Here is a 17,708-nt window from a genome sequence, read left to right as displayed (position 1 = left end):
ACCGCTCGGCGGATAGCTTCTGGGGATGGGAGCGGACACGGAGCAAGCCACGAAGGTCCACGGCGGGCGGTTGGTGGCCAGGCGCCTCAAGGCGCACGGGGTCACCAAGCTGTTCACCCTGAGTGGTGGACACCTCTTCTCCATCTACGACGGATGTCGCGAAGAGGGCATCGACATCGTGGACGTGCGCCACGAGCAGGCCGCGGCGTTCGCGGCCGAGGGGTGGGCCAAGGTCACCCGCGAGGTTGGCGTGTGCGCGCTCACGGCGGGGCCCGGCGTGACCAACGGCCTCAGCGCCATGGGCTCGGCGCTGCAGGGCGGCTCGCCGATGGTCGTGCTCGGCGGCCGCGCGCCGGCGATGCGCTGGGGCCAGGGCTCGCTCCAGGAGATCGACCACGTCCCGTTCGCCGCGCCGCTGGCGAAGTCCGCCCGCACCGCGCAGTCCAGCGCCGAGATCCCGGGGCTGGTCGACGAGGCGATCACCACCGCGCTGGCGCCGCACTGCGGGCCCACCTTCGTCGACTTCCCGCTGGACCACGTCTTCATGGAGGCGCAGGACCCCGCCGGCCCCGCGGCGGTCACGCACCCGCGCGACGAGCCGGCGGCGCCGGGCGTCGAGGAGGTCCTCGCCCTGCTCGACGGCGCCGAGCGCCCGGTCGTCATGGCGGGCTCGGGGCTCTACTGGGGCCACGGCGAGACGGCCCTGCTCGAGCTCGCCGAGCGCCGCGGCATCCCGGTCTTCCTCAACGGCCTGGCCCGCGGCTGCGTCCCGGCCGACCACGAGCTCTTCTTCTCCCGCGCGCGCGGGGAGGGGCTCAAGGGCGCCGACGTCGCGCTGGTGATCGGCGTGCCGATGGACTTCCGCCTGGGCTTCGGCGGGTCGTTCGGCGACGAGACGAAGGTCGTCGTCCTCGACCGCGCCCCGGCGATCCGCCAGCACCCGCGCGAGGTGGCCGCCGACCTCGTCGGCGGCCTCGACGCGACGCTGCGCGCCCTCGTCGGCGACGGGCGCGACACGTCGTCGTGGGTGGCGCGGCTGCGCGAGGCCGAGACGGCCAAGCGCGAGGCCGAGCGCGCCGAGCTCGAGGACCCGCGCGCGCCGCTGCACCCGATGCGGCTGTACCAGGAGCTCGGCGAGGTCCTTGACCGCGACGCGATCGTCATCGGCGACGGCGGCGACTTCGTCTCCTACGCCGGGCGCGTGATGGACACCTACCAGCCGGGCTGCTGGCTGGACCCGGGCCCGTTCGGCTGCCTGGGCTGCGGGCCGGGCTACGCGCTGGCGGCGAAGATCGCCCACCCCGACCGCCAGGTCGTGCTGCTCCAGGGCGACGGCGCCTTCGGCTTCAGCGGCATGGAGTTCGACACCCTCGCGCGCCACGGCGTCAACGTCGTCGGGGTGATGGGCAACAACGGCATCTGGGCGCTCGAGAAGCACCCGATGGAGTTCCTCTACGGCTACTCGGTCGCCGCGGAGCTCCGCCCGGCCACGCGCTACGACCAGGTCGTCGAGGCGCTCGGCGGCCACGGCGAGCTCGTCGAGCGTCCGGACGACCTCAAGCCGGCGCTGGCCCGCGCGTTCGAGGCGGGCAAGCCCGCGCTGGTCAACGTCCTGACCGACCCGGACGTCGTCTACCCGCGCAAGTCCAACCTGGCCTAGGCGCCCGCAGAACGCGAGAGCGCCGCCCAAGGGGAGGGGCGGCGCTCTCAGAGGTCTCGGTCCCCGGGGACGGGCAGGGGTACGTTGCCGGAAGGGGCCGAGGGTGCAGGGTGGCCGGGACACGGGAGGTGCCGCTCGCGCGGCTGCTGCCCGGCCTATGTGGGGCCGGTGTCGCCACCGGCCGTCGCAGCTTCCCTCGTGGACGCGGCGGCCACAATCGGACGTGCGTCCATGGGGCGCCGTTCAGCGGGGGAGGACCTCGTCGACCACCCACCGGGCGACGCCCTCGGGGTACGGGGCGGTGAGGCCGAGGACGACGTGGGAGAACCCGGCGCCGACGGCCGCGGCGATCGCCTCGCGGGTGGTCCGCGGCGCGTCGTAGGCCACGGGCAGGTGGATCGAGCGGGTGATGGCGGCGGGATCGCGGCCGACCTCGGCGCAGAGCTCGTCGAGCCGCCTGCTGCGGGCGACGACGTCGTCGAGGTCGCCGCCGCCCGGCACGTTCCACACATCGGCGTGCTCGGCGACGACGCGCAGCAGGCGGTCGGTGCGCCCGCCGATGACGATCGGCGGGCCGGGGCGCTGCACCGGCTTGGGGCTGCAGAAGGCGCCGGTCAGTCGCACGTGCTCGCCGTGGACGTCGAACGGCGCGTCGGCGGTCCACAGCCGCCGGATGGCGGCGCAGGCCTCGCCGAGCGCGTCGACGGAGTGCCCGAAGTCGTGGAACGGCAGGCCGTGGGCGTCGTACTCGCGGCGGGCGATCGGCGCTGCGGGGCGCGAGCCCGCGCCGATGCCGAGATCCAGCCGCCCGCCGCAGACGACGTCGACCGTCGCCGCCATCTTGGCCAGCATCGCCGGTGGCCGGAAGCGGTTGCTGGTGACCAGGACGCCGACGCGCAGGCGCGAGGTCTGCGCGGCCAGGGCGGACAGCAGCGTCCAGCCCTCGAAGCACGGCCCGAGCGGGTCGCCGCCGATCGGCATGAGGTGGTCGAAGAGCCAGGCGTGCTCGAGCTCGGCAAGGGCGTCGGCCTCCTGCCAGACGCGCAGCACGTCGTCGTAGGCGACCTGCTGGGGCGCGGTCATGAGGCCGAAGCTCGCAGCGGCGGGCATGGTCGTCGTCTCCTCAGCGCCGGCGCGCCGCGGGCTGGAGGTCCTGCGTCGCCGTCGACCACATGTTGTCGGCGACGTTGACGGTGTAGCCCGGCGCGACGATCTCGTCGATGCGGTCCAGGACCTCGTCGGAGAGCTCGACGCCGTCGGCCGCGAGGTAGCCGTCGAGGTGGTCCATCGTGCGCGGGCCGACGATCGCGCTGGTCACCGCGGGGTGGCGCAGGACGAACGCGATCGCGAGCTGCACGAGGGTCAGCCCCGCCTCGTCGGCCAGCGCGCCGAGCGCGTCGGCGGCCTCGAGCTTGGCGGCGTTGGCCGGGGAGGTCACGTCGAACGCGGCGGCGAAGCGCTGGCGCCGGGCGACCGAGCCGGGCCCGCTCACCTCGCGGCCCTTGCGGTAGGCGCCCGAGAGCCAGCCCCCGGCGAGCGGGCTGTAGACGAGCACGCCCAGGCCATGGCGCAGGCACGTCGGCAGGACGTCGTGCTCGACCGCTCGGGTCAGCATGGAGTAAGGCGGCTGCTCGGTGCGCAAGCGCTCGCGGCCGCGGCGCTCGGCGACCCACTGCGCCTCGACGATCTGCGACGCCGGCACGGTCGACGCCCCGAACGCCCGGATCTTCCCCGCGCGCTGGAGGTCGGAGAGGACGCCCAGGGTCTCGTCGAGGTCGGTCGCCGGATCGAGGCGGTGCACCTGGTAGAGGTCGATCCAGTCGGTCTGCAGCCGGCGCAGCGAGTCCTCGACGGCGCGCGTGATCCAGCGCCGCGAGGCGCCGCGGTGGTTGGGGTCGTCGTCGAGCGCCAGCCCGACCTTCGTGGCGAGGACGACGTCGTCGCGCCGGCCGGCCAGCGCCTTGCCCACGACCTCCTCCGACTCGCCGGCGGAGTAGGCATCGGCGGTGTCGACGAAGGTGATGCCCGCGTCGAGCGCGCGGTGGACGATGCGCGCGGCGTCGTGGTGGTCCGGGTTGCCGAAGGCGCCGAACATCATCGCGCCGAGGGCCAGGGGGCTCACCGAGATGCCGGTGGCGCCCAGGGGTCGCTGGTCCATGTGGACTCCTTGCGGGTGGGGTACAGTCCGCGGAGAAGAAGCGGATTGCCTGTCCGCTTCACCGTAGCGGATAGCCTATCCACTTAGCAACGTGCCCCCGTCCACCCCCAGACCGACGAGCCGTCGCGCCGACGCCCAGCGCAACCGCGAGAGGGTCCTCGCCGCGGCCCGCGAGGCCTTCGCCGCCGAGGGCGCGCAGGTCTCGATGGCCGAGGTCGCCCGCCGTGCCGGCGTGGGGATGGCGACCCTCTACCGCAACTTCCCGGGCCGCCGGGAGCTGCTCGAGGCGCTCTACGTCGACGAGGTCGATGCGCTCTGCGCGGCGGCGGAGACCGTGGAGGGCGAGACGCCGGGCGCGCGCTTCGAGGCCTGGGCGCGACGCTTCCTCGACTACTTCACGACCAAGCGCCCGATCGCCGCGGAGCTCCTCGACCAGGTCGGCGGGGAGGACCCGGTCTTCGACTCCAACCGCGCCCGCGTCCTGGCCGCCGGTGCCCCGCTGCTCGCGGTCGCGCAGGAGGCGGGGGAGGTGCGCAGCGACGTGACGCTCGAGCAGGCGCTGGACCTCGTGATCGCGGTGGGACGGCTGGACCGTGAGCCGGCCTACGTCGAGCCGTTGCTGCGCGTCGCCCTCGACGGCCTCAAGCCGCGCTAGGGCGCGTCGTCGCCCAGCGGCTCGAGCACCGCCCGGCGCAGGTGCTCGTAGACGACCGACGTGTTGACGTCGGCGACCTCGGGGCGCTGGGTGAGGCGGTCGATGACGAAGCCGTAGAGGGCGTCGGTGTCGGGGACCCCCACGTGGAGCAGGAAGTCGCTGCCGCCGGAGACGACGAACACGCTGAGCACCTCCGGCAGGCCGGCCGCCCAGTTGCGAAAGCCCTCCACGAGCTCGCGAGTGGGCGGGCGCACGGTCACGGCGATCATCGCCTGGACGTGGCGGCCGAGGGCGTCCATGGCGATCGTCGCGTGGTACCCCGAGACGACGCCGGAGGCCTGCAGCGCGCGCGTGCGCTCCGAGCTCGTCGACGGGGAGACGTGCACGCGCTCCGCGAGCTCGCGGTTCGTCACCCGTGCATCGTCCTGCAGGATCCGCACGATCTCCCAGTCCACCGCATCCATGCCGGAGATCATGGCTGTCGGCCGGACAGCGTGCGGAAGATGGGCGGAGTCGCCGGACGGCTGGTAGCACTTCGCCGCGATGGGCGTCACCGACTTCCCCACCAAGGCGGCCGTCGTCGTGCGCGACGACCTCGCCGCCTGGCAGCGGCTCAACGTCACCGCCTTCCTGGTCAGCGGGCTCGTCGGCGCCGCCGAGCCCGAGGCGATCGGCGAGCCCTACGAGGACGCCGACGGCGCGCGCTACCTGCCGCTGCTGGTCCAGCCGCTGCTCGTCCTCGAGGCCTCAGGCGCTGAGCTGGCCCGCGCCCGCGCCCGGGCGGCCAACCGGGGCGTCGAGCTCGCGATCTACACCGCGCAGATGTTCTCGACCGGCGACGACGCCGAGAACCGCGCCGCCGTGCGCGCCGTGCCGACCGAGGAGCTCGAGCTCGTCGGCCTGGGGCTGCGGGCGCCCCACCGCGATGCCGACGCCGTGTTGCGCGGCCTGCGCCGGCATCCGTGAGCGCATGTCCTAGGCCGCGACCCGGCCCGTGGCCTGCGCGCGCAGCCGCACCGCGTCGGCCGCGGGCGTCGCGCCGAAGTGCCGGCGGTACTCGCGGCTGAACTGGGAGGGACTCTCGTAGCCCACGGCCAGACCGATGGAGGCCGCGTCGAGGTCCTCGACGAGCATGAGCCGCCGCGCCTCCTGCAGGCGGATGCGCGTGCGGTACTCGAGCGGCGTCAGCATCGTCACGGCCTTGAAGTGGCGGTGGAACGAGGTGGCGCTCATGGCGCTTCGGCGGGCGAGCTCCTCGACGCGCATCGGCTCGGCGTGGTGCTCGCGGATCCAGTCCGTGGCAGAGGCGATCTGCGCGAGGTGGCTGTCGGCCGTGGCGATCTGGCGCACCAGCGGGGCGTGGTCGCCGGTCAGCAGCCGGAAGTGCAGCTCGCGCTCCACGAGCGGCGCGAGCGCCGGCGCGGCCTGCGGCTCGTCGAGCAGCCCGACGAGCCGGGCGAGCGCGTCGAGGAGCGGCCCGTCGAGCTGGCCGGTGGCGATCCCGGCGGCTGCCCCCGCGGATGGGGCAGCGCCGCGTGCCGGCGGCAGGGTGAGCAGGAGGTCGGCCAGCCGTGCGCGGTCGAGGTCGACGGTCAGCCCGAGGTACGGGTCCTCCGGTGTGGCCGCGACGACGCATCCGGTGACGGGCACCTCGACGGCGACGACGAGGAGGTCGCCGGGGCCGAGGTCGAAGACGCGGTCGCCGAGGACCACCTGCTTGCGCCCGCCCGCCACGACGCACAGCGACGGCTGGTACATCGTCGCGACCCCGTCGCGGACCACGGCCTGGCGGAAGAGCGTGAGGCCGTCGATGCGCGTGGAGGTCCGTGGCTGCTGCGCGTGGCGGTCGATGCCGTCCCGCAGGCGCTCGAGCGCGAGGTCCATGACCCCGAGTGTGCCCCGGAGGACGGCTGACCAGGCGCCGATCCGGGCGCCGTCGGCAGGATCGTGCAAGGACGCGGCCCGATCCGGCCAGGATCTGCGACCGCGCGGGGCGACGCTGAGGCCATGGCCACCACCACCGCCTACGGCCTGACGGGCCGCGTCGCCCTCGTCACCGGCGCGGCCCGCGGCATCGGCCGCGCGACGGCCGAGCTGCTGCGCGAGCGCGGCGCCCGCGTCGTCGCCACGGACCGCGCCGACGCCGTCCACGACCTCGCCGCCGACGACGTGGCCACCGCCACCGGCGACGTCGCCGACGAGGCCGCGGCGAGCGCCGCCGTCGGCCTCGCCCTCGAGCGCTTCGGCCGCCTCGACGTCCTGGTCAACAACGCCGGACGCACGCTCAACGAGCCGGTCACCGAGACCACGGTCGAGGACTTCGACCGCATCCTCGCCATCAACGCCCGCGGCACCTTCCTCCACGCGCGCGCGGCCTTCACGGCGATGGACGACGGCGGGGCGATCGTCAACGTCGGCTCGGTGTCCTCCGTCGTGGCGTTCGAGACCCAGGTGGCCTACGCCGCGTCCAAGGGCGCCATCGCGCAGATCACCCGCGTCCTGGCGCTCGAGGGCGGCCGGCGCGGCATCCGCGCCAACGCCGTCCTGCCGGGCGTCATCGACACCGACATCATGGAGGGGGTGGTCGAGGACGGCCGGGCGATGCTCGCGAGCTTCGGCGACGCCCACCCGATCGGGCGCATCGGCCGCCCCGAGGAGGTCGCGGAGGCCATCGCGTTCCTCGCCTCGGACGCGTCGAGCTTCATCACCGGCGCGCTCGTCGCCGTCGACGGCGGGTGGACGGCGCAGTGACCCCGAGCACGGACACCACCGGCCGGGCGCAGCCCGGCGCCGTCCTCGTCCTCGGCGCGGGCCCGGGTGTCGGCCTCGCCGTCGCTCGGCGCTTCGCCGACGACGGTCACCCGGTCGCCCTCGTCGCGCGTGACCGCGAGCGGCTCAGCGCGACGGTCCGTGACCTCGAGGCCGACGGCCGTCGCGCCGCCTACGCCCTGGCCGACGTCCGCGACCCCGACGCCGTCGCCGCGGCCGTCGGCGACCTGCAGAGGCGCCTCGGGCCGGTCGAGGTGCTCTGCGTGAGCCCGCTGCCGGACGTCGCGACGATCAAGCCCGCGGTCGACACCACGGCGCAGGACCTCGGCGCGGCGCTCGCACTCGGGGTCGTCGGGCCGGCCGCCGCCGTCTCGGCGGTCCTGCCGGCGATGCGCGAGGCCGGCCGCGGGACGCTGCTGTTCACCACCGGTTCCGCCGTCCTGACCCCGCGGCCCGAGCGCGCGGCCAGCGGCATCGTCAACGCCGCACAGGCCACCTGGTTCGGGATGCTCCACGACCAGCTCGCGCCCGAGGGCGTCCATGTCCTGCACACCGTCATCGTCGGCCCGATCGGCGAGGGCGGCCACGCCCCGGCGGACCTCGCCGCTGCGATGTGGGCGTCGGCCCGCGAGGGCACCGACGCCCAGCTCGTCATCCGCTGACCAGCGCCACGCGGGACACGACCCTGCCACGCGGGGCGGCTGAGCGGTCAGGACGGTGGATCGGCACCGGTGGCCTCGCGGGCCAGCGACAGCGCGGCGCCGCGCAGGATGTCGTGCTCGGAGACCTCGACGTGGGCGAGGCCGAAGGTCCGCAGCGCCTCGCGCAGCAGGACCATGCCGGCGATGATCGTCGGCGCGCGGTCGGGGTGCAGGCCGGCGACGTCGCGGCGCTCCTCCAGCGGCAGGGCCGCCATGCGCTGCACCAGGGCGTCGACCTGGTCGGCGGTGACGGTGAAGCCGTGGACGCGGTCGGGGTCGTAGGGCTCGAGGCCCAGGGTGATCGAGGCGCTGGAGGTCGCGGTGCCGGCGACGGCGATGCCGGCCTGGACGCTGGCGCGGACGTCCGCGGGGACGGCGTCGGCGAACGTGCGCGCGACGTCGTCGACGAGCGCCTGCACCTGCTCGGCGGTGGGCGGGTCGTCGTGGAGGTGGCGCTCGGTCTGGCGCACGACGCCGGCCTGCGTGGAGACCTCGAAGCGCACCTCGCGCCCGGCGCCGACGACGAACTCCGTCGAGCCGCCGCCGACGTCGATGACGACGAGCACGGTGTCGCGGTCGTCCGCGCGCTCGGAGGTCGCGCCGAGGAAGGTCAGGCGCGCCTCCTCCTCGCCGGGCAGCGTGCGGGCGTCGAGGCCGAAGCGCTCGCGGACCTCCTCGGTGAAGGCCGCGCCGTTGCGCGCGTCGCGCACCGCCGACGTCAGGACGGCGCGGGTCGCGGTCGCGCCGAGCTCGTCGATGCACGCGCGGTAGCCGGTGAGCACCGCGCGGACACGGTCCATCGCCTCCTCGGCCAGCGCGCCGGAGGTGTCGACGCCCTGGCCCAGGCGGGTGACGGTCGAACGGCGCTCCAGCTCGCTGACGGCGCCGTCGGGCGCGACGTCGGCCACGAGCAGGCGGGTCGAGTTGGTCCCGATGTCGACGACGGCCACGCGCATGCGGCGCGGGACCCTAGCCAGCGGCGAAGGCCTGCAGCGCCTCCCGGCCGCCGGTGGGCATGGGCTCGCCGTGCGCGAAGAGCAGCGCGTCGAACTCCTCGTCCTGCGCGATGCGACCCAGGTGCTCCTTGATGCCCGCCTTGATCGCCTCGGGGTCGTCGCCGAGGAGGTCGTCGGGCACGAAGGCCAGCTCGCCCTCCCAGCGCACGACCGCGTCGGCGAAGAGCAGGACGCCGGGGCCGGCGTCGATGTGGAAGACCGTCTCCTCCGGGCAGAGCACGCCGAGCTCGACCGCGCGCACGCCCGCCGCGACCTCGTCGCCCCAGGCGAAGCCCTCCACCTGTGGCGCCTCGTCGCCCTCGAACTCGTGCAGGCCGGCCTCGTGGCAGCGGATCGGACACCCGAAGGCCTCGGCGACCTCGGCGCTGTGGCGCAGGTGGTGGCGGTTGGAGAGCAGGACCACCGACGGGATGCCGGCGTGCTCGAGCCCCGCGACGCCGCCCTCGGGCAGCCGCGGGTCGAAGATCGCGCCCGAGGCGACGTGCAGGTGGGAGTGGACCACCTGCCCGATGCCGTCGTGGAAGGTCGGCCAGTGCAGCAGTCCGGGGAGCACCTCGTCCATGCCCGCGGCCCTACCCCGCCCGGGGCGGCCGGTAGCGTGGGTCGCCATGGCGGCCCTGGGGGAGCGCGTCGGAGACGGGGTCGAGCGCAGCGACGCGGCGGCCAGCCGCGAGACCGGCCTGGCGATCGTCGCGGGCTCGCTCGGGGTGATGTGGGCCGAGGGGGTGGTCGACCGCGTCGGCGACCTGGACCTCGACCGCTTCGGCATCGTCCCGCGCCACGTCGACGGCCTCGACGGGATCCTCTTCTCCCCGTTCCTGCACGGCGGCTTCGACCACCTCGTCGGCAACACCGTCCCGTTCGCGCTGCTCGGCGGGCTCATCGCCCTCAGCGGCGCGGCGCGGCTGCTCGGCGTGATGGCGATCGTCATGGTCGTCGGGGGCCTGGGGACCTGGTTGGTGGCGCCCGAGAACACGGTCCACATCGGGGCCAGCGGCCTCGTCTTCGGCTTCGCGGCGTACCTCGTCGCGCGTGGCGTGCTGAGCGGGCGGTTGCTCGAGCTGGCGGTCGGCGCGCTCGTCCTGGCGGTGTGGGGCGTGACGCTCCTGCAGGGCCTCGTGCCGGAGGACGGCATCTCCTGGCAGGGTCACCTCTTCGGCGCCGTGGGCGGCGTCGTCGCGGCGCGGGTGCTCGCGCCGGCGCGCAGGCAGTAGCCTCAGACGTCGTGTCTGGACAGCTGTCTGACCGGGTGGTCGTCGTCACCGGCTCCACGCGCGGGCTCGGCCTCGCCTTCGCGCGCGACCTCGCCCGGCGCGGCGCCCGGGTGGTGGTCAACGGCGTCGACGAGGACCGCCTCGCGCGGGTGGTCGAAGAGCTCACGGCCGACGGCCATGCGGTTGCGGGCGTCGCGGGCTCCGTCGCCGACGAGGCGGTGGCCGCCCGGCTCGTCGGGCTCGCGACGGAGCGCTTCGGCCCGCCCGACGCGCTGGTCAACAACGCGGGCATCGCACGCGACGGGCGGCTCGGCCGGCTGGCGCCCGAGGACCTCGACGCGGTGCTCGCCGTCCACCTGCGCGGGACGTGGCTCATGACCCGCGCGGCCTACGCGGCGCGCGGCGACGACGGGCTCAGCGTGGTCAACGTCACCTCCGGCAGCTCGCTCTTCGGCCTCACGGGCCAGTCGAACTACGCGGCGGCCAAGGGCGGGATCGACGCCCTGACCCGGGCGCTCACCGTGGAGCTGCACGACCGCGGGTGTCGCGTCAACGCCGTCTACCCGCGGGCGAGGACCGACCTCACCGCCGGCGTGGAGGCGGCGCCCGAGGTGGCCGCCCACCTGGGGGACGCGGCGCAGGTCGCGCCGCTCGTCTCGTACCTCGCGTCGCCGGCGTCGGCCCACGTCCGCGGCCAGCTGTTCGCGTTCGACGGGCGCGAGCTCACCGTCTGGTCGCACCCGGCGCCGCGGGCGACCCGCCGCGCCGACGGCCCCTGGGACGACGACGCGCTCGCCGCCTTCGCGGGCGACCCGGCGGTCCACGAGCCGCTGAACCCCGACGCGATCGGCTTGGCGACCTGGCGCGCGTTCGGCGGGCCGGTGCGGTGAACGCCCAGGAGCGCCTCGCCGCCGCCGAGGACCACAACCCGGGATGCCTGGCCTGCGGCTCGCGCAACCCCGCGTCGCTCGGGTTCACCGTGGAGCGCTGGGCGGACGGGGCGCTCAGGGCGACGGTGGCGCTGCGCGACGTGCACGAGGGCGCCGCGGGCCGGGCCCATGGCGGCATGCTCATGACCGCCCTCGACGAGGGGCTCGGCCGCCTGGCGTACCTCGAGCTCGGCGGCGACTGCGTCACGGCGACCATGTCGGTCGACTTCCTGCGGCCGGGCGCGCCGGGGCAGCGGCCTGTCGTGGCGTGCGAGGTCGTGCGCCGCGAGGGCCGCAAGCTGTGGGTCAGCGGCGACCTGCGCGTCGGCGACGAGCCGATCGCGCGGGCCGAGGCGCTCTTCATCTCGACGCGCCGGGCATGACCGATCGGGATGGGCGACCTGCGCATCGGCTGCTCCGGGTGGAGCTACCGCAGCTGGAAGGGCGTGCTCTACGCCCCCAAGCTCCCGACGTCCCGGTGGCTGGCGCGCTACGCCGAGGTCTTCGACACCGTCGAGGTCAACTCGACCTTCTACCGGCTCGCCAAGCCCGAGGCCGTGGCGAACTGGCTCGAGCAGACGCCGGCGGACTTCCTCTTCACCGTCAAGGCCAGCCGCTTCCTGACCCACATGAAGCGCCTGACCGACATGGAGCAGGGCGTCGAGCGCTTCTACGCGGCCATCGCGCCGCTGGTCGGCCACCCGAAGATGGGGCCGGTCCTCTGGCAGCTGCCCGAGAGCTTCCGCAAGGACGTCCCGCGTCTGGCCGCCTGCCTCGACGCGCTGCCCGAGGGACGCCACTGCTTCGAGTTCCGCCACGAGAGCTGGTTCTGCGACGAGGTCCTCGAGCTCCTGCACTGGCACGGCGTGGGGCTCGTCATCGGCGAGCACCCCGACCGCCCCTTCCAGCCCGTCGTCACGACCGCCGACTTCACCCTCGTGCGCTTCCACTTCGGCCACCGCGGCCGGCGCGGCAACTACTCCCGGACCGAGCTCGAGGCGTGGGCGCCGAAGCTCCTCGAGCTCGCCGAGGACCACGACGTCCTCGTCTACTTCAACAACGACTGGGAGGGCTTCGCCGTGCGCAACGCGAAGCTCCTCCAGCAGCTCACCGGTGCTACACTGCGAAGTCCGCCGCGGGGTGGAGCAGTCTGGTAGCTCGTCGGGCTCATAACCCGAAGGTCGCGGGTTCGAATCCCGCCCCCGCTACTTCCGAGAGGCCCGGTTCTACCGGGCCTCTCCTCGTTCTGCGGGCTGTGTGTCGTACGGGCTTCAGCAGGCCGGGATCGTCGTCACGGTGGCAAGCACGTGATCGTCGAGATGAAGCTGCGACGCCTTCGCGAGGCAGCCGCATACTCCACGTTGGGCAAGTACAGCCGTGATACCGGTGATCTGCAGACGAGGCCACCTGCGCGGCAGCTGAGGCTGGTACTCGGCGATGAGCCGTTCAAGCCGGCGGGCGTTCAGCGTGGCTGGGATGCTCACCACATCATCCCGACCGGTGATCGCCGTGCGAGAGTGCAACGTGCGAGGTCGTTCCGGTGTCGGCTACATCCGAATCTGGCGGCGAACGGCATCTACCTTCGAGGGCCGGGCCTCCGCAAGACACGTAACGGGAAGGAAACGAGGGCCTACCGGCAGCTACGCGAGAGCGCCCCTGACCTCGCGCAGCGCACGTACCACGCCGACACATTCCAGAATGCGTACTTCGACCGGCTTGAACAGACCATTGCTGTTGTCCCCGAGTACTGCAAGCCGGCGAACCGAACCGCCATGTTGGACAGTCTGGCCGTTGCCAAGACCCGGCTCCATGCGGGCAACTTCGGAGTGGAGCGTCCCGGGTACTAGGTTGGAAGCGGCGCGGGACCGGTGAGCGCCTGAGCGCAAACCCGCGGGCCCGGTCGGTCGCTGCCTCGTGTGATATCGCGTAGACGATGAACCTGATCCGCTGCGTTACCCAACGAGGTCGAGCCGGGCGACTCCGACGGACGAAGCGTGAGACCCGGCCACCGCGTCCGGTCGATCCATTGGCAGCCGGGACGGCGCACGACTGAGGTGGGACATCCATCTGTTGAGTCCGTGCGTGCGCTGGCGGAAGCGGTGTCCGCCGCGATCCGCGGGGCTTGCCATCTCGTTGCGAGCCCCGTCTTCGCAGTGGTCGACATCGCGTGGTGGGGCGACGACGCTGCGGTGGTCGGCGCGCTTGTCGGCGACGGCTTCCTTCGAGTCGGTGACGAGCGGACCTCGAGCCGCGAGGATGCCCTCACCAGCATCGCGTATGAGGCAGGCTGGCCAGAAGCTGGCCGCGGAGACTGGGACGCGGTTCGGCTCGATCTCGGTGGGGCCCGTGCCGTCGTCCTCGAGGCCGCGCAGGGCGATCAGGAGACCGTCGGAATTCTCGCGCAGGATCTCGCTGCGGTCCTCGCGAGCCGCGACTGGTCCCAGATCGGGGAGGGGTTTGCCGTCCTGGTCCAAGCACAAGATGTCTACGAGGACGGGGACGCGCTCAGGCCCAGCCGCGTTGCGCTCGGCAACGACCGCCTCCACGCCATCCTCCGCGGCGACGCGCTTCATGCGGCATCGGAACCGAGCCTCGCTCGGGATGCGGCGAGGCGGCTGGGGACGCCTGTCACCAACGACCACGTCGCGGGTAGCTGGGCGCTCGTCCTGGAGGCCGGGGGGCATGGACTCAGCCGGTTGGGCGGTCGACCGCTCCTTCCTACGGGAACCGACTGGCCCGCGGGGGAGGGTCGACGGCTTACGCACCTCGCGACGATGGTCCTTGACGAGCTTCCGGACATCGCGGGTCGAGAGCTCCTGCCCGCGGCGGGCACGCTTGCCGTCGGGTCGCCAAGAAGCGACGGAACGCGCGCGCCCGGGCCGCCTACCACTCAACGGCCGAGCCCATGAAGATCTGGGAGCACGGCGGGTGGCACGGCTGGCGAGTGGACACGAACTCGTGCTACTCCTGGTTCAACCTCACGGGCAGCTACAACGACAACGCTTCCTCTCTGGATACCGGCAACCACACTGGCACGCTGTCCGTTGACAACGACGGCGAGGGCGATCGGATCGGTTGGGGTCCGAGGGTGCTCATCGGGTCGCTGGGCGACTACACCCGAAACTTCGGGTTCGATACGTACAACGATGATGTGAGTTCGCGCCACCGCTGCTGACGGTCGCCGTGAAAGGTCCTGCCCACAACGTTGGCTCCTCGCTCTCCGCGCTGGTGGCCGGCGTCGTCCTAGGGGCCGCAGCACTGACTTGGGCGGACGCGGGCACGCCTCCGCCCAAGCCGGCGGCTGTGACGCTGACGTCCGCGCTGCGCGACACCTTCGACATCGTCGGAGGGGTCTCCGTTGCAGAGGGTCGGCGCGAGCAGCTGCTTGCGATGGTCGGGCGAAATCGGCCTCTGCACGAGGAGGACGACAGCAGGGAGCTACGCCTGTTTCGGATCGACAAGCGCGGCTCGGCGCAGGCAGTGCCGGCGCCCTTCGACAGGGTCTCGGATGACCACCAAGCCCGCGTCCTGCGTTTGGGACGAGCGTGGTGCGTGACGGCGGTTTCGCCAGAGCAGAGTTTCATGGGGGCATGTCGACGAGGCAACGCACCGTGGGCAACGCTGCCGACGCCGCCCCACCGCGGAGACGCGGCGTATGACGTAGCCGCTGTCGGCGATGCGCTGTACGTCGTGGTGGCGTCGTCGACGCCACAGGGTCGCCGAGCCCGGCCGTATCGGCTCGTCGGGCGGACGTGGCGAGCGGCGGGCCCCGCGTTCAGCTATCGCGGCGGCACTGCCGAAGCGTCGGCGCTCGGCGGCCACTTGGTGGTCACGATCCTCCAGCCGTTGAATCCTCAGCTACGTCTGCTGAGGCTCGAGCCTGAGGGCCGCTGGCGCACCGTCCGGCCTCGCGCCGTCCTCAGAAGGCTTGGCCGAGTCGGGCATTCAGCACTCCTCGGGGTACCGCGTCGTTGGGGTCATGACCTGCTCTTGGGCCTCTCGATTCGTGTCACGGCGGGCCCCGAGGCCCAGGGACTCGATGCCCCACCCCTGCGAAGCCGGTTCGGCGTGGCGTCGCTGCGTGACGGCCGATTCGCGTTCGCGCCGTTGGCACCGAACGGGCAAGCCCAGGGCCAGGTCCTCGTACACGACGGTCGCGCGGCGGTGGCGTGGAAGGAGTTCCTGGTTGACCACCAGAGCGCAACGTTCGACGCGGTCCTGCGAGTGGCCGAGCTACCGAAGGACCGACGCCGCTGGAAACAGTCCTTGACACAGGCGCGTGTTCTCGCGAGGGGACCATGGCTCTTCGGCCCCAACGTCACTGCGATCAGCCAAGGAGCTCATCGATACCTTCTGCATCCCGTGCTTGAGGGCGAGGATCGCGTGGTGTACACGATGACCCGCCTGCACAAGAACAAGAGACGAGGTGAACGAGGATGAGAACGACGGTATTCCTCGCGCTGTCGGGCGTGCTCGTCGCCGCTGTGCTGGCCATGGCGCACGGCGCGTCTGGGACGCCTCCGGCGGCTCGGGCTGGGCTCCCTGCGCCGCTCGCTGCCGACGAGCTTTCCACCAAGAACGGTCCCGTGGCGCCATCTGAGCGGCGCTTCCGTTACCGAGACGGGACGATCGATTCCGATGAGGCCGCTCGCCGTGGACTGGCGTGCATCGAGAAGCAGATGCGCACCACGTGCTACGACTCCGAGGCTGAGATGGAGCAGGCCGAGGGTTTGGTGCCCTTCCGTCGTAACCGGTGAGCTGGACGTCGCTCGGGTCACAGAGCCTCACGCCGTTCTGCGGCGAGATCCCTGCTGTGGGTCTCGAAAGCCGCGCGCGGCCTCGACCGCGGCATCTCGCTCGGATCCTCACCGTCCGGATGGACGGCCGTCGTCGGCGGTCGACGTGCGGATACTCGCCGAACTGAATGCCTGTTACATCAGGGCTTGTTCGTGGGCGCGGGGTGCGTAGTCGGCGTAGATGAGGGTGGTCTTGTAGCGGTGGCCCATCCACTCTTGAAGGGTGCGCAGGGGGACGCCGGCGGCGGCGGCTTGGGTGCCGAAGGTGTGGCGCAGGTCGTGGAAGCGGATCGGTCGTAGCCGGGCGGCGGTGAGGGCGGCCTTGAAGCGCTTGCGGATCTTGGAGGCGTCGAGAACGCCGCCGAGGATGGGGTGGGCGAAGACGAGGTCGTCATCGCCTTGGTGGGCCGAGTGCTGGTGGAGGCGCTCGAGCTCTGCGGCGACGCGGGTGATCATCGGGACGGCGCGGCTGGAGCGCCGGGACTTCGGGGTGCCCCACTCGCCTCGGGTGTAGTTGCGCCGAACGCGGATCACGCCGGCGGTCCAGTCGACGTCCCGCCATCGCAGGGCTACGAGCTCGCCCTGGCGCAGCCCGCTGGTGGCGGCGACGAGGTACAGGACCCGCTCCACTCGGCCCAGGGCGTCGTCCGGGACGGCCCGCAGGAGTGCTTCGACTTCTTCGTGTTCGAGGAAGCGGATGTCGGGATCGACGTGCTGGTCGCGGGGGCGGTCGACCGCGGCGACGGGGTTGGTGTGCGTCCAGCCCTTCTTCATCGCGTGGCGGAAGACGCCGTGCAGGAACGTGAGGTGGTTGGCGACCGTCTTGGTCGCCATGCCCTTGGCCTGCTGGGCCAGCAGGAACTCCGAGACCAGCTGGGTGTCGATGCGCTCCAGCGAGCGGCCGCCGAAGAACGGCGCGATGTGGCGGCGCAGCATGACCTTGTAGTCCTGCAGCGTGCTGGGCTTGCGCTGCATCACCTGCTCGAGATGGACGAGGTAGCGCTCGCCGGCGGTGGCGATGTCGACGCGCTCGGCCACCGGCACCAACCGCTGTTCCTGCTCGATGAGCTTGCGCAACGCGCGCTCGGCCTCGGCGCGGGTCAGGCCGGCGCGCTGGTTTCCGCGCCGCGCGGGCCCGAGGCGCGCGGACCTGGCGTCCGTGGGCGTAGAAGCGGGCGTAGTAGGTCTGGCGCCCCGACCCGTCGGTGCGGATCTCGAGGCTGCCGGTTCCGTAGGCGCGACGGTTCGAGGAGCTCATCGTGTCCCCTGGTCGCGCCCGTGGCGGACGTCCCCCCGCCGACCCGCGGGTCGTGGTCTCGTTCGTGGTCTTGACATGCGCGAACCTCCGAGCATCTGAGATCACCTGACCGGACCTCATCCGAGGCTGCAGCGCGCTACAGAGCGCCTTGGCGCTCGCTCATAACCCGAAGGTCGCGGGTTCGAATCCCGCCCCCGCCACTCCTGGAAGGCCCGGTTCTGCCGGGCCTTTCGCGTTCCCGAGACGGTCGAGGCCTCCGAGCGAGGCCTCACTTGCGTGCTCACCTGCCCGCGACCGCTGCGGGTCGCCAGCCGTGGGTCGCGGGGTCTTCGTGTCGTTCACCCGCACCAGGCTGGGCGAGCCGCGAGCCGCCGTCCAAGACCGAGTGGGTGGGCCGTGATGCCCAGCAGGCATCGGCCGCGACGCTCGCCCCGCGGCCCGCGCACCTCGTGGCCCGCCCAGAGCTGGCGGAACCGCGGGCTGGCCAGCGAGAGCTCGCCGGTGAGCTCGATGAAGCGCGGTCGTCGATCCCGGGGACGCCCGGCCGACCCC

General features: G+C 73.0%; 20 protein-coding genes, 1 tRNA gene and 1 pseudogene. 14 read left to right on the top strand and 8 right to left on the bottom strand.

Annotated features, from left to right (window positions below):
* The first annotated feature begins 25 nt into the window (after positions 1 to 25).
* Complete coding sequence (locus tag JUB12_RS09985) at positions 26 to 1,660, top strand: acetolactate synthase (RefSeq protein WP_205699479.1); 1,635 nt, start codon at positions 26 to 28, stop codon at positions 1,658 to 1,660.
* A 243-nt stretch (positions 1,661 to 1,903) separates the two neighbouring features.
* Here JUB12_RS09985 and JUB12_RS09980 read toward each other — a convergent pair whose 3' ends face one another.
* Together JUB12_RS09980 and JUB12_RS09975 are read right to left on the bottom strand one after the other, a co-directional pair.
* On the bottom strand, positions 1,904 to 2,770 hold the full coding sequence (locus tag JUB12_RS09980; RefSeq protein WP_205699478.1) for an LLM class flavin-dependent oxidoreductase: 867 nt from the start codon (positions 2,768 to 2,770) through the stop codon (positions 1,904 to 1,906).
* Between the two features lie 13 nt (positions 2,771 to 2,783).
* Positions 2,784 to 3,818, bottom strand: coding sequence for an aldo/keto reductase (locus tag JUB12_RS09975; protein WP_205699477.1), 1,035 nt, complete (start codon positions 3,816 to 3,818; stop codon positions 2,784 to 2,786).
* 91 nt (positions 3,819 to 3,909) lie between these two features.
* Between JUB12_RS09975 and JUB12_RS09970 the strand changes: the two genes are divergently transcribed.
* The gene (locus tag JUB12_RS09970) at positions 3,910 to 4,473 is read left to right on the top strand and encodes a TetR/AcrR family transcriptional regulator (RefSeq protein ID WP_205699476.1); all 564 of its coding nucleotides are present in this window, start codon (positions 3,910 to 3,912) and stop codon (positions 4,471 to 4,473) included.
* Here JUB12_RS09970 and JUB12_RS09965 read toward each other — a convergent pair.
* Positions 4,470 to 4,937, bottom strand: coding sequence for an Lrp/AsnC family transcriptional regulator (locus JUB12_RS09965; protein ID WP_205699475.1), 468 nt, complete (start codon positions 4,935 to 4,937; stop codon positions 4,470 to 4,472). The genes JUB12_RS09970 and JUB12_RS09965 overlap by 4 nt on opposite strands.
* Before the next feature lie 79 nt (positions 4,938 to 5,016).
* On the opposite strand from JUB12_RS09965, the gene JUB12_RS09960 reads away from it, so the two are divergent.
* The gene (locus JUB12_RS09960) at positions 5,017 to 5,439 is read left to right on the top strand and encodes a DUF2000 domain-containing protein (protein ID WP_205699474.1); all 423 of its coding nucleotides are present in this window, start codon (positions 5,017 to 5,019) and stop codon (positions 5,437 to 5,439) included.
* Positions 5,440 to 5,448: 9 nt separating this feature from the next.
* Here JUB12_RS09960 and JUB12_RS09955 read toward each other — a convergent pair whose 3' ends face one another.
* The gene (locus JUB12_RS09955) at positions 5,449 to 6,357 is read right to left on the bottom strand and encodes an AraC family transcriptional regulator (protein ID WP_205699473.1); all 909 of its coding nucleotides are present in this window, start codon (positions 6,355 to 6,357) and stop codon (positions 5,449 to 5,451) included.
* 123 nt (positions 6,358 to 6,480) lie between these two features.
* On the opposite strand from JUB12_RS09955, the gene JUB12_RS09950 reads away from it, so the two are divergent.
* A complete protein-coding gene (locus JUB12_RS09950; protein ID WP_205699472.1) occupies positions 6,481 to 7,224 on the top strand; it encodes an SDR family NAD(P)-dependent oxidoreductase in 744 nt (247 codons plus the stop codon).
* Positions 7,221 to 7,904 carry an SDR family oxidoreductase gene (locus JUB12_RS09945; RefSeq protein WP_205699471.1) on the top strand — a complete coding sequence of 228 codons (684 nt, stop codon included), beginning with the start codon at positions 7,221 to 7,223 and terminating at the stop codon, positions 7,902 to 7,904. Before JUB12_RS09950 ends, JUB12_RS09945 begins: the two co-directional genes overlap by 4 nt.
* Positions 7,905 to 7,951: 47 nt before the next feature.
* Here the strand turns inward: JUB12_RS09945 and JUB12_RS09940 are convergent, their stop codons facing one another.
* Positions 7,952 to 8,899: a Ppx/GppA phosphatase family protein gene (locus JUB12_RS09940; RefSeq protein ID WP_205699470.1), complete on the bottom strand. Its 948-nt coding sequence runs from the start codon at positions 8,897 to 8,899 to the stop codon at positions 7,952 to 7,954.
* A 13-nt stretch (positions 8,900 to 8,912) separates the two neighbouring features.
* On the bottom strand, positions 8,913 to 9,521 hold the full coding sequence (locus JUB12_RS09935) for a hypothetical protein (protein WP_205699469.1): 609 nt from the start codon (positions 9,519 to 9,521) through the stop codon (positions 8,913 to 8,915).
* Positions 9,522 to 9,567: 46 nt separating this feature from the next.
* Here JUB12_RS09935 and JUB12_RS09930 point away from each other — a divergent pair, with 46 nt between their 5' ends.
* The 9 genes from JUB12_RS09930 to JUB12_RS09890 all read left to right on the top strand — a co-directional run bounded on the left by JUB12_RS09930 (position 9,568) and on the right by JUB12_RS09890 (position 15,542).
* Positions 9,568 to 10,173: a rhomboid family intramembrane serine protease gene (locus JUB12_RS09930; RefSeq protein ID WP_205699468.1), complete on the top strand. Its 606-nt coding sequence runs from the start codon at positions 9,568 to 9,570 to the stop codon at positions 10,171 to 10,173.
* Between the two features lie 11 nt (positions 10,174 to 10,184).
* Positions 10,185 to 11,063: an SDR family NAD(P)-dependent oxidoreductase gene (locus tag JUB12_RS09925; protein ID WP_205699467.1), complete on the top strand. Its 879-nt coding sequence runs from the start codon at positions 10,185 to 10,187 to the stop codon at positions 11,061 to 11,063.
* Positions 11,060 to 11,485, top strand: coding sequence for a PaaI family thioesterase (locus tag JUB12_RS09920; RefSeq protein WP_205699466.1), 426 nt, complete (start codon positions 11,060 to 11,062; stop codon positions 11,483 to 11,485). The genes JUB12_RS09925 and JUB12_RS09920 overlap by 4 nt, the downstream gene beginning before the upstream one ends.
* A 9-nt stretch (positions 11,486 to 11,494) precedes the next feature.
* Positions 11,495 to 12,259 (top strand): DUF72 domain-containing protein, encoded by a 765-nt coding sequence (locus tag JUB12_RS09915; RefSeq protein WP_205699465.1) that lies wholly within the window; start codon positions 11,495 to 11,497, stop codon positions 12,257 to 12,259.
* Positions 12,237 to 12,310 (top strand) — tRNA-Met (locus JUB12_RS09910). Before JUB12_RS09915 ends, JUB12_RS09910 begins: the two co-directional genes overlap by 23 nt.
* 99 nt (positions 12,311 to 12,409) lie before the next feature.
* Positions 12,410 to 12,949 (top strand): AHH domain-containing protein, encoded by a 540-nt coding sequence (locus JUB12_RS09905; RefSeq protein WP_205699464.1) that lies wholly within the window; start codon positions 12,410 to 12,412, stop codon positions 12,947 to 12,949.
* A 252-nt stretch (positions 12,950 to 13,201) separates the two neighbouring features.
* Complete coding sequence (locus tag JUB12_RS09900; protein ID WP_205699463.1) at positions 13,202 to 14,011, top strand: DUF1963 domain-containing protein; 810 nt, start codon at positions 13,202 to 13,204, stop codon at positions 14,009 to 14,011.
* Positions 14,008 to 14,277, top strand: coding sequence for a hypothetical protein (locus JUB12_RS09895; RefSeq protein WP_205699462.1), 270 nt, complete (start codon positions 14,008 to 14,010; stop codon positions 14,275 to 14,277). Before JUB12_RS09900 ends, JUB12_RS09895 begins: the two co-directional genes overlap by 4 nt.
* Positions 14,278 to 14,330: 53 nt before the next feature.
* Positions 14,331 to 15,542 (top strand): hypothetical protein, encoded by a 1,212-nt coding sequence (locus tag JUB12_RS09890; protein WP_205699461.1) that lies wholly within the window; start codon positions 14,331 to 14,333, stop codon positions 15,540 to 15,542.
* A 491-nt stretch (positions 15,543 to 16,033) separates the two neighbouring features.
* Here the strand turns inward: JUB12_RS09890 and JUB12_RS09885 are convergent, their stop codons facing one another.
* Together JUB12_RS09885 and JUB12_RS22340 are read right to left on the bottom strand one after the other, a co-directional pair.
* Entirely contained in the window at positions 16,034 to 16,975 is a 942-nt protein-coding gene (locus JUB12_RS09885; RefSeq protein ID WP_205699460.1) for a site-specific integrase, read from the bottom strand.
* A 609-nt stretch (positions 16,976 to 17,584) separates the two neighbouring features.
* Positions 17,585 to 17,677: pseudogene (locus JUB12_RS22340) on the bottom strand (transcriptional regulator); the annotation flags it as partial.
* Positions 17,678 to 17,708 lie beyond the last annotated feature (31 nt).

Source organism: Conexibacter sp. SYSU D00693 (assembly GCF_017084525.1).
GTDB lineage: Bacteria > Actinomycetota > Thermoleophilia > Solirubrobacterales > Solirubrobacteraceae > Baekduia.
Note: the sequence above shows the minus strand (reverse complement) of the source record. Positions and strands in the feature narration are given on the sequence as shown.

What these genes read in the sequence shown, in the direction of transcription:
- JUB12_RS09985 (WP_205699479.1), top strand. Translation starts at nt 26, where the DNA reads ATGGGAGCGGACACGGAGCAAGCCACGAAGGTCCACGGCGGGCGGTTG.
- JUB12_RS09980 (WP_205699478.1), bottom strand. Translation starts at nt 2,770, where the DNA reads ATGCCCGCCGCTGCGAGCTTCGGCCTCATGACCGCGCCCCAGCAGGTC.
- JUB12_RS09975 (WP_205699477.1), bottom strand. Translation starts at nt 3,818, where the DNA reads ATGGACCAGCGACCCCTGGGCGCCACCGGCATCTCGGTGAGCCCCCTG.
- JUB12_RS09965 (WP_205699475.1), bottom strand. Translation starts at nt 4,937, where the DNA reads ATGGATGCGGTGGACTGGGAGATCGTGCGGATCCTGCAGGACGATGCA.
- JUB12_RS09960 (WP_205699474.1), top strand. Translation starts at nt 5,017, where the DNA reads ATGGGCGTCACCGACTTCCCCACCAAGGCGGCCGTCGTCGTGCGCGAC.
- JUB12_RS09955 (WP_205699473.1), bottom strand. Translation starts at nt 6,357, where the DNA reads ATGGACCTCGCGCTCGAGCGCCTGCGGGACGGCATCGACCGCCACGCG.
- JUB12_RS09950 (WP_205699472.1), top strand. Translation starts at nt 6,481, where the DNA reads ATGGCCACCACCACCGCCTACGGCCTGACGGGCCGCGTCGCCCTCGTC.
- JUB12_RS09940 (WP_205699470.1), bottom strand. Translation starts at nt 8,899, where the DNA reads ATGCGCGTGGCCGTCGTCGACATCGGGACCAACTCGACCCGCCTGCTC.
- JUB12_RS09935 (WP_205699469.1), bottom strand. Translation starts at nt 9,521, where the DNA reads ATGGACGAGGTGCTCCCCGGACTGCTGCACTGGCCGACCTTCCACGAC.
- JUB12_RS09930 (WP_205699468.1), top strand. Translation starts at nt 9,568, where the DNA reads ATGGCGGCCCTGGGGGAGCGCGTCGGAGACGGGGTCGAGCGCAGCGAC.
- JUB12_RS09915 (WP_205699465.1), top strand. Translation starts at nt 11,495, where the DNA reads ATGGGCGACCTGCGCATCGGCTGCTCCGGGTGGAGCTACCGCAGCTGG.
- JUB12_RS09895 (WP_205699462.1), top strand. Translation starts at nt 14,008, where the DNA reads ATGAAGATCTGGGAGCACGGCGGGTGGCACGGCTGGCGAGTGGACACG.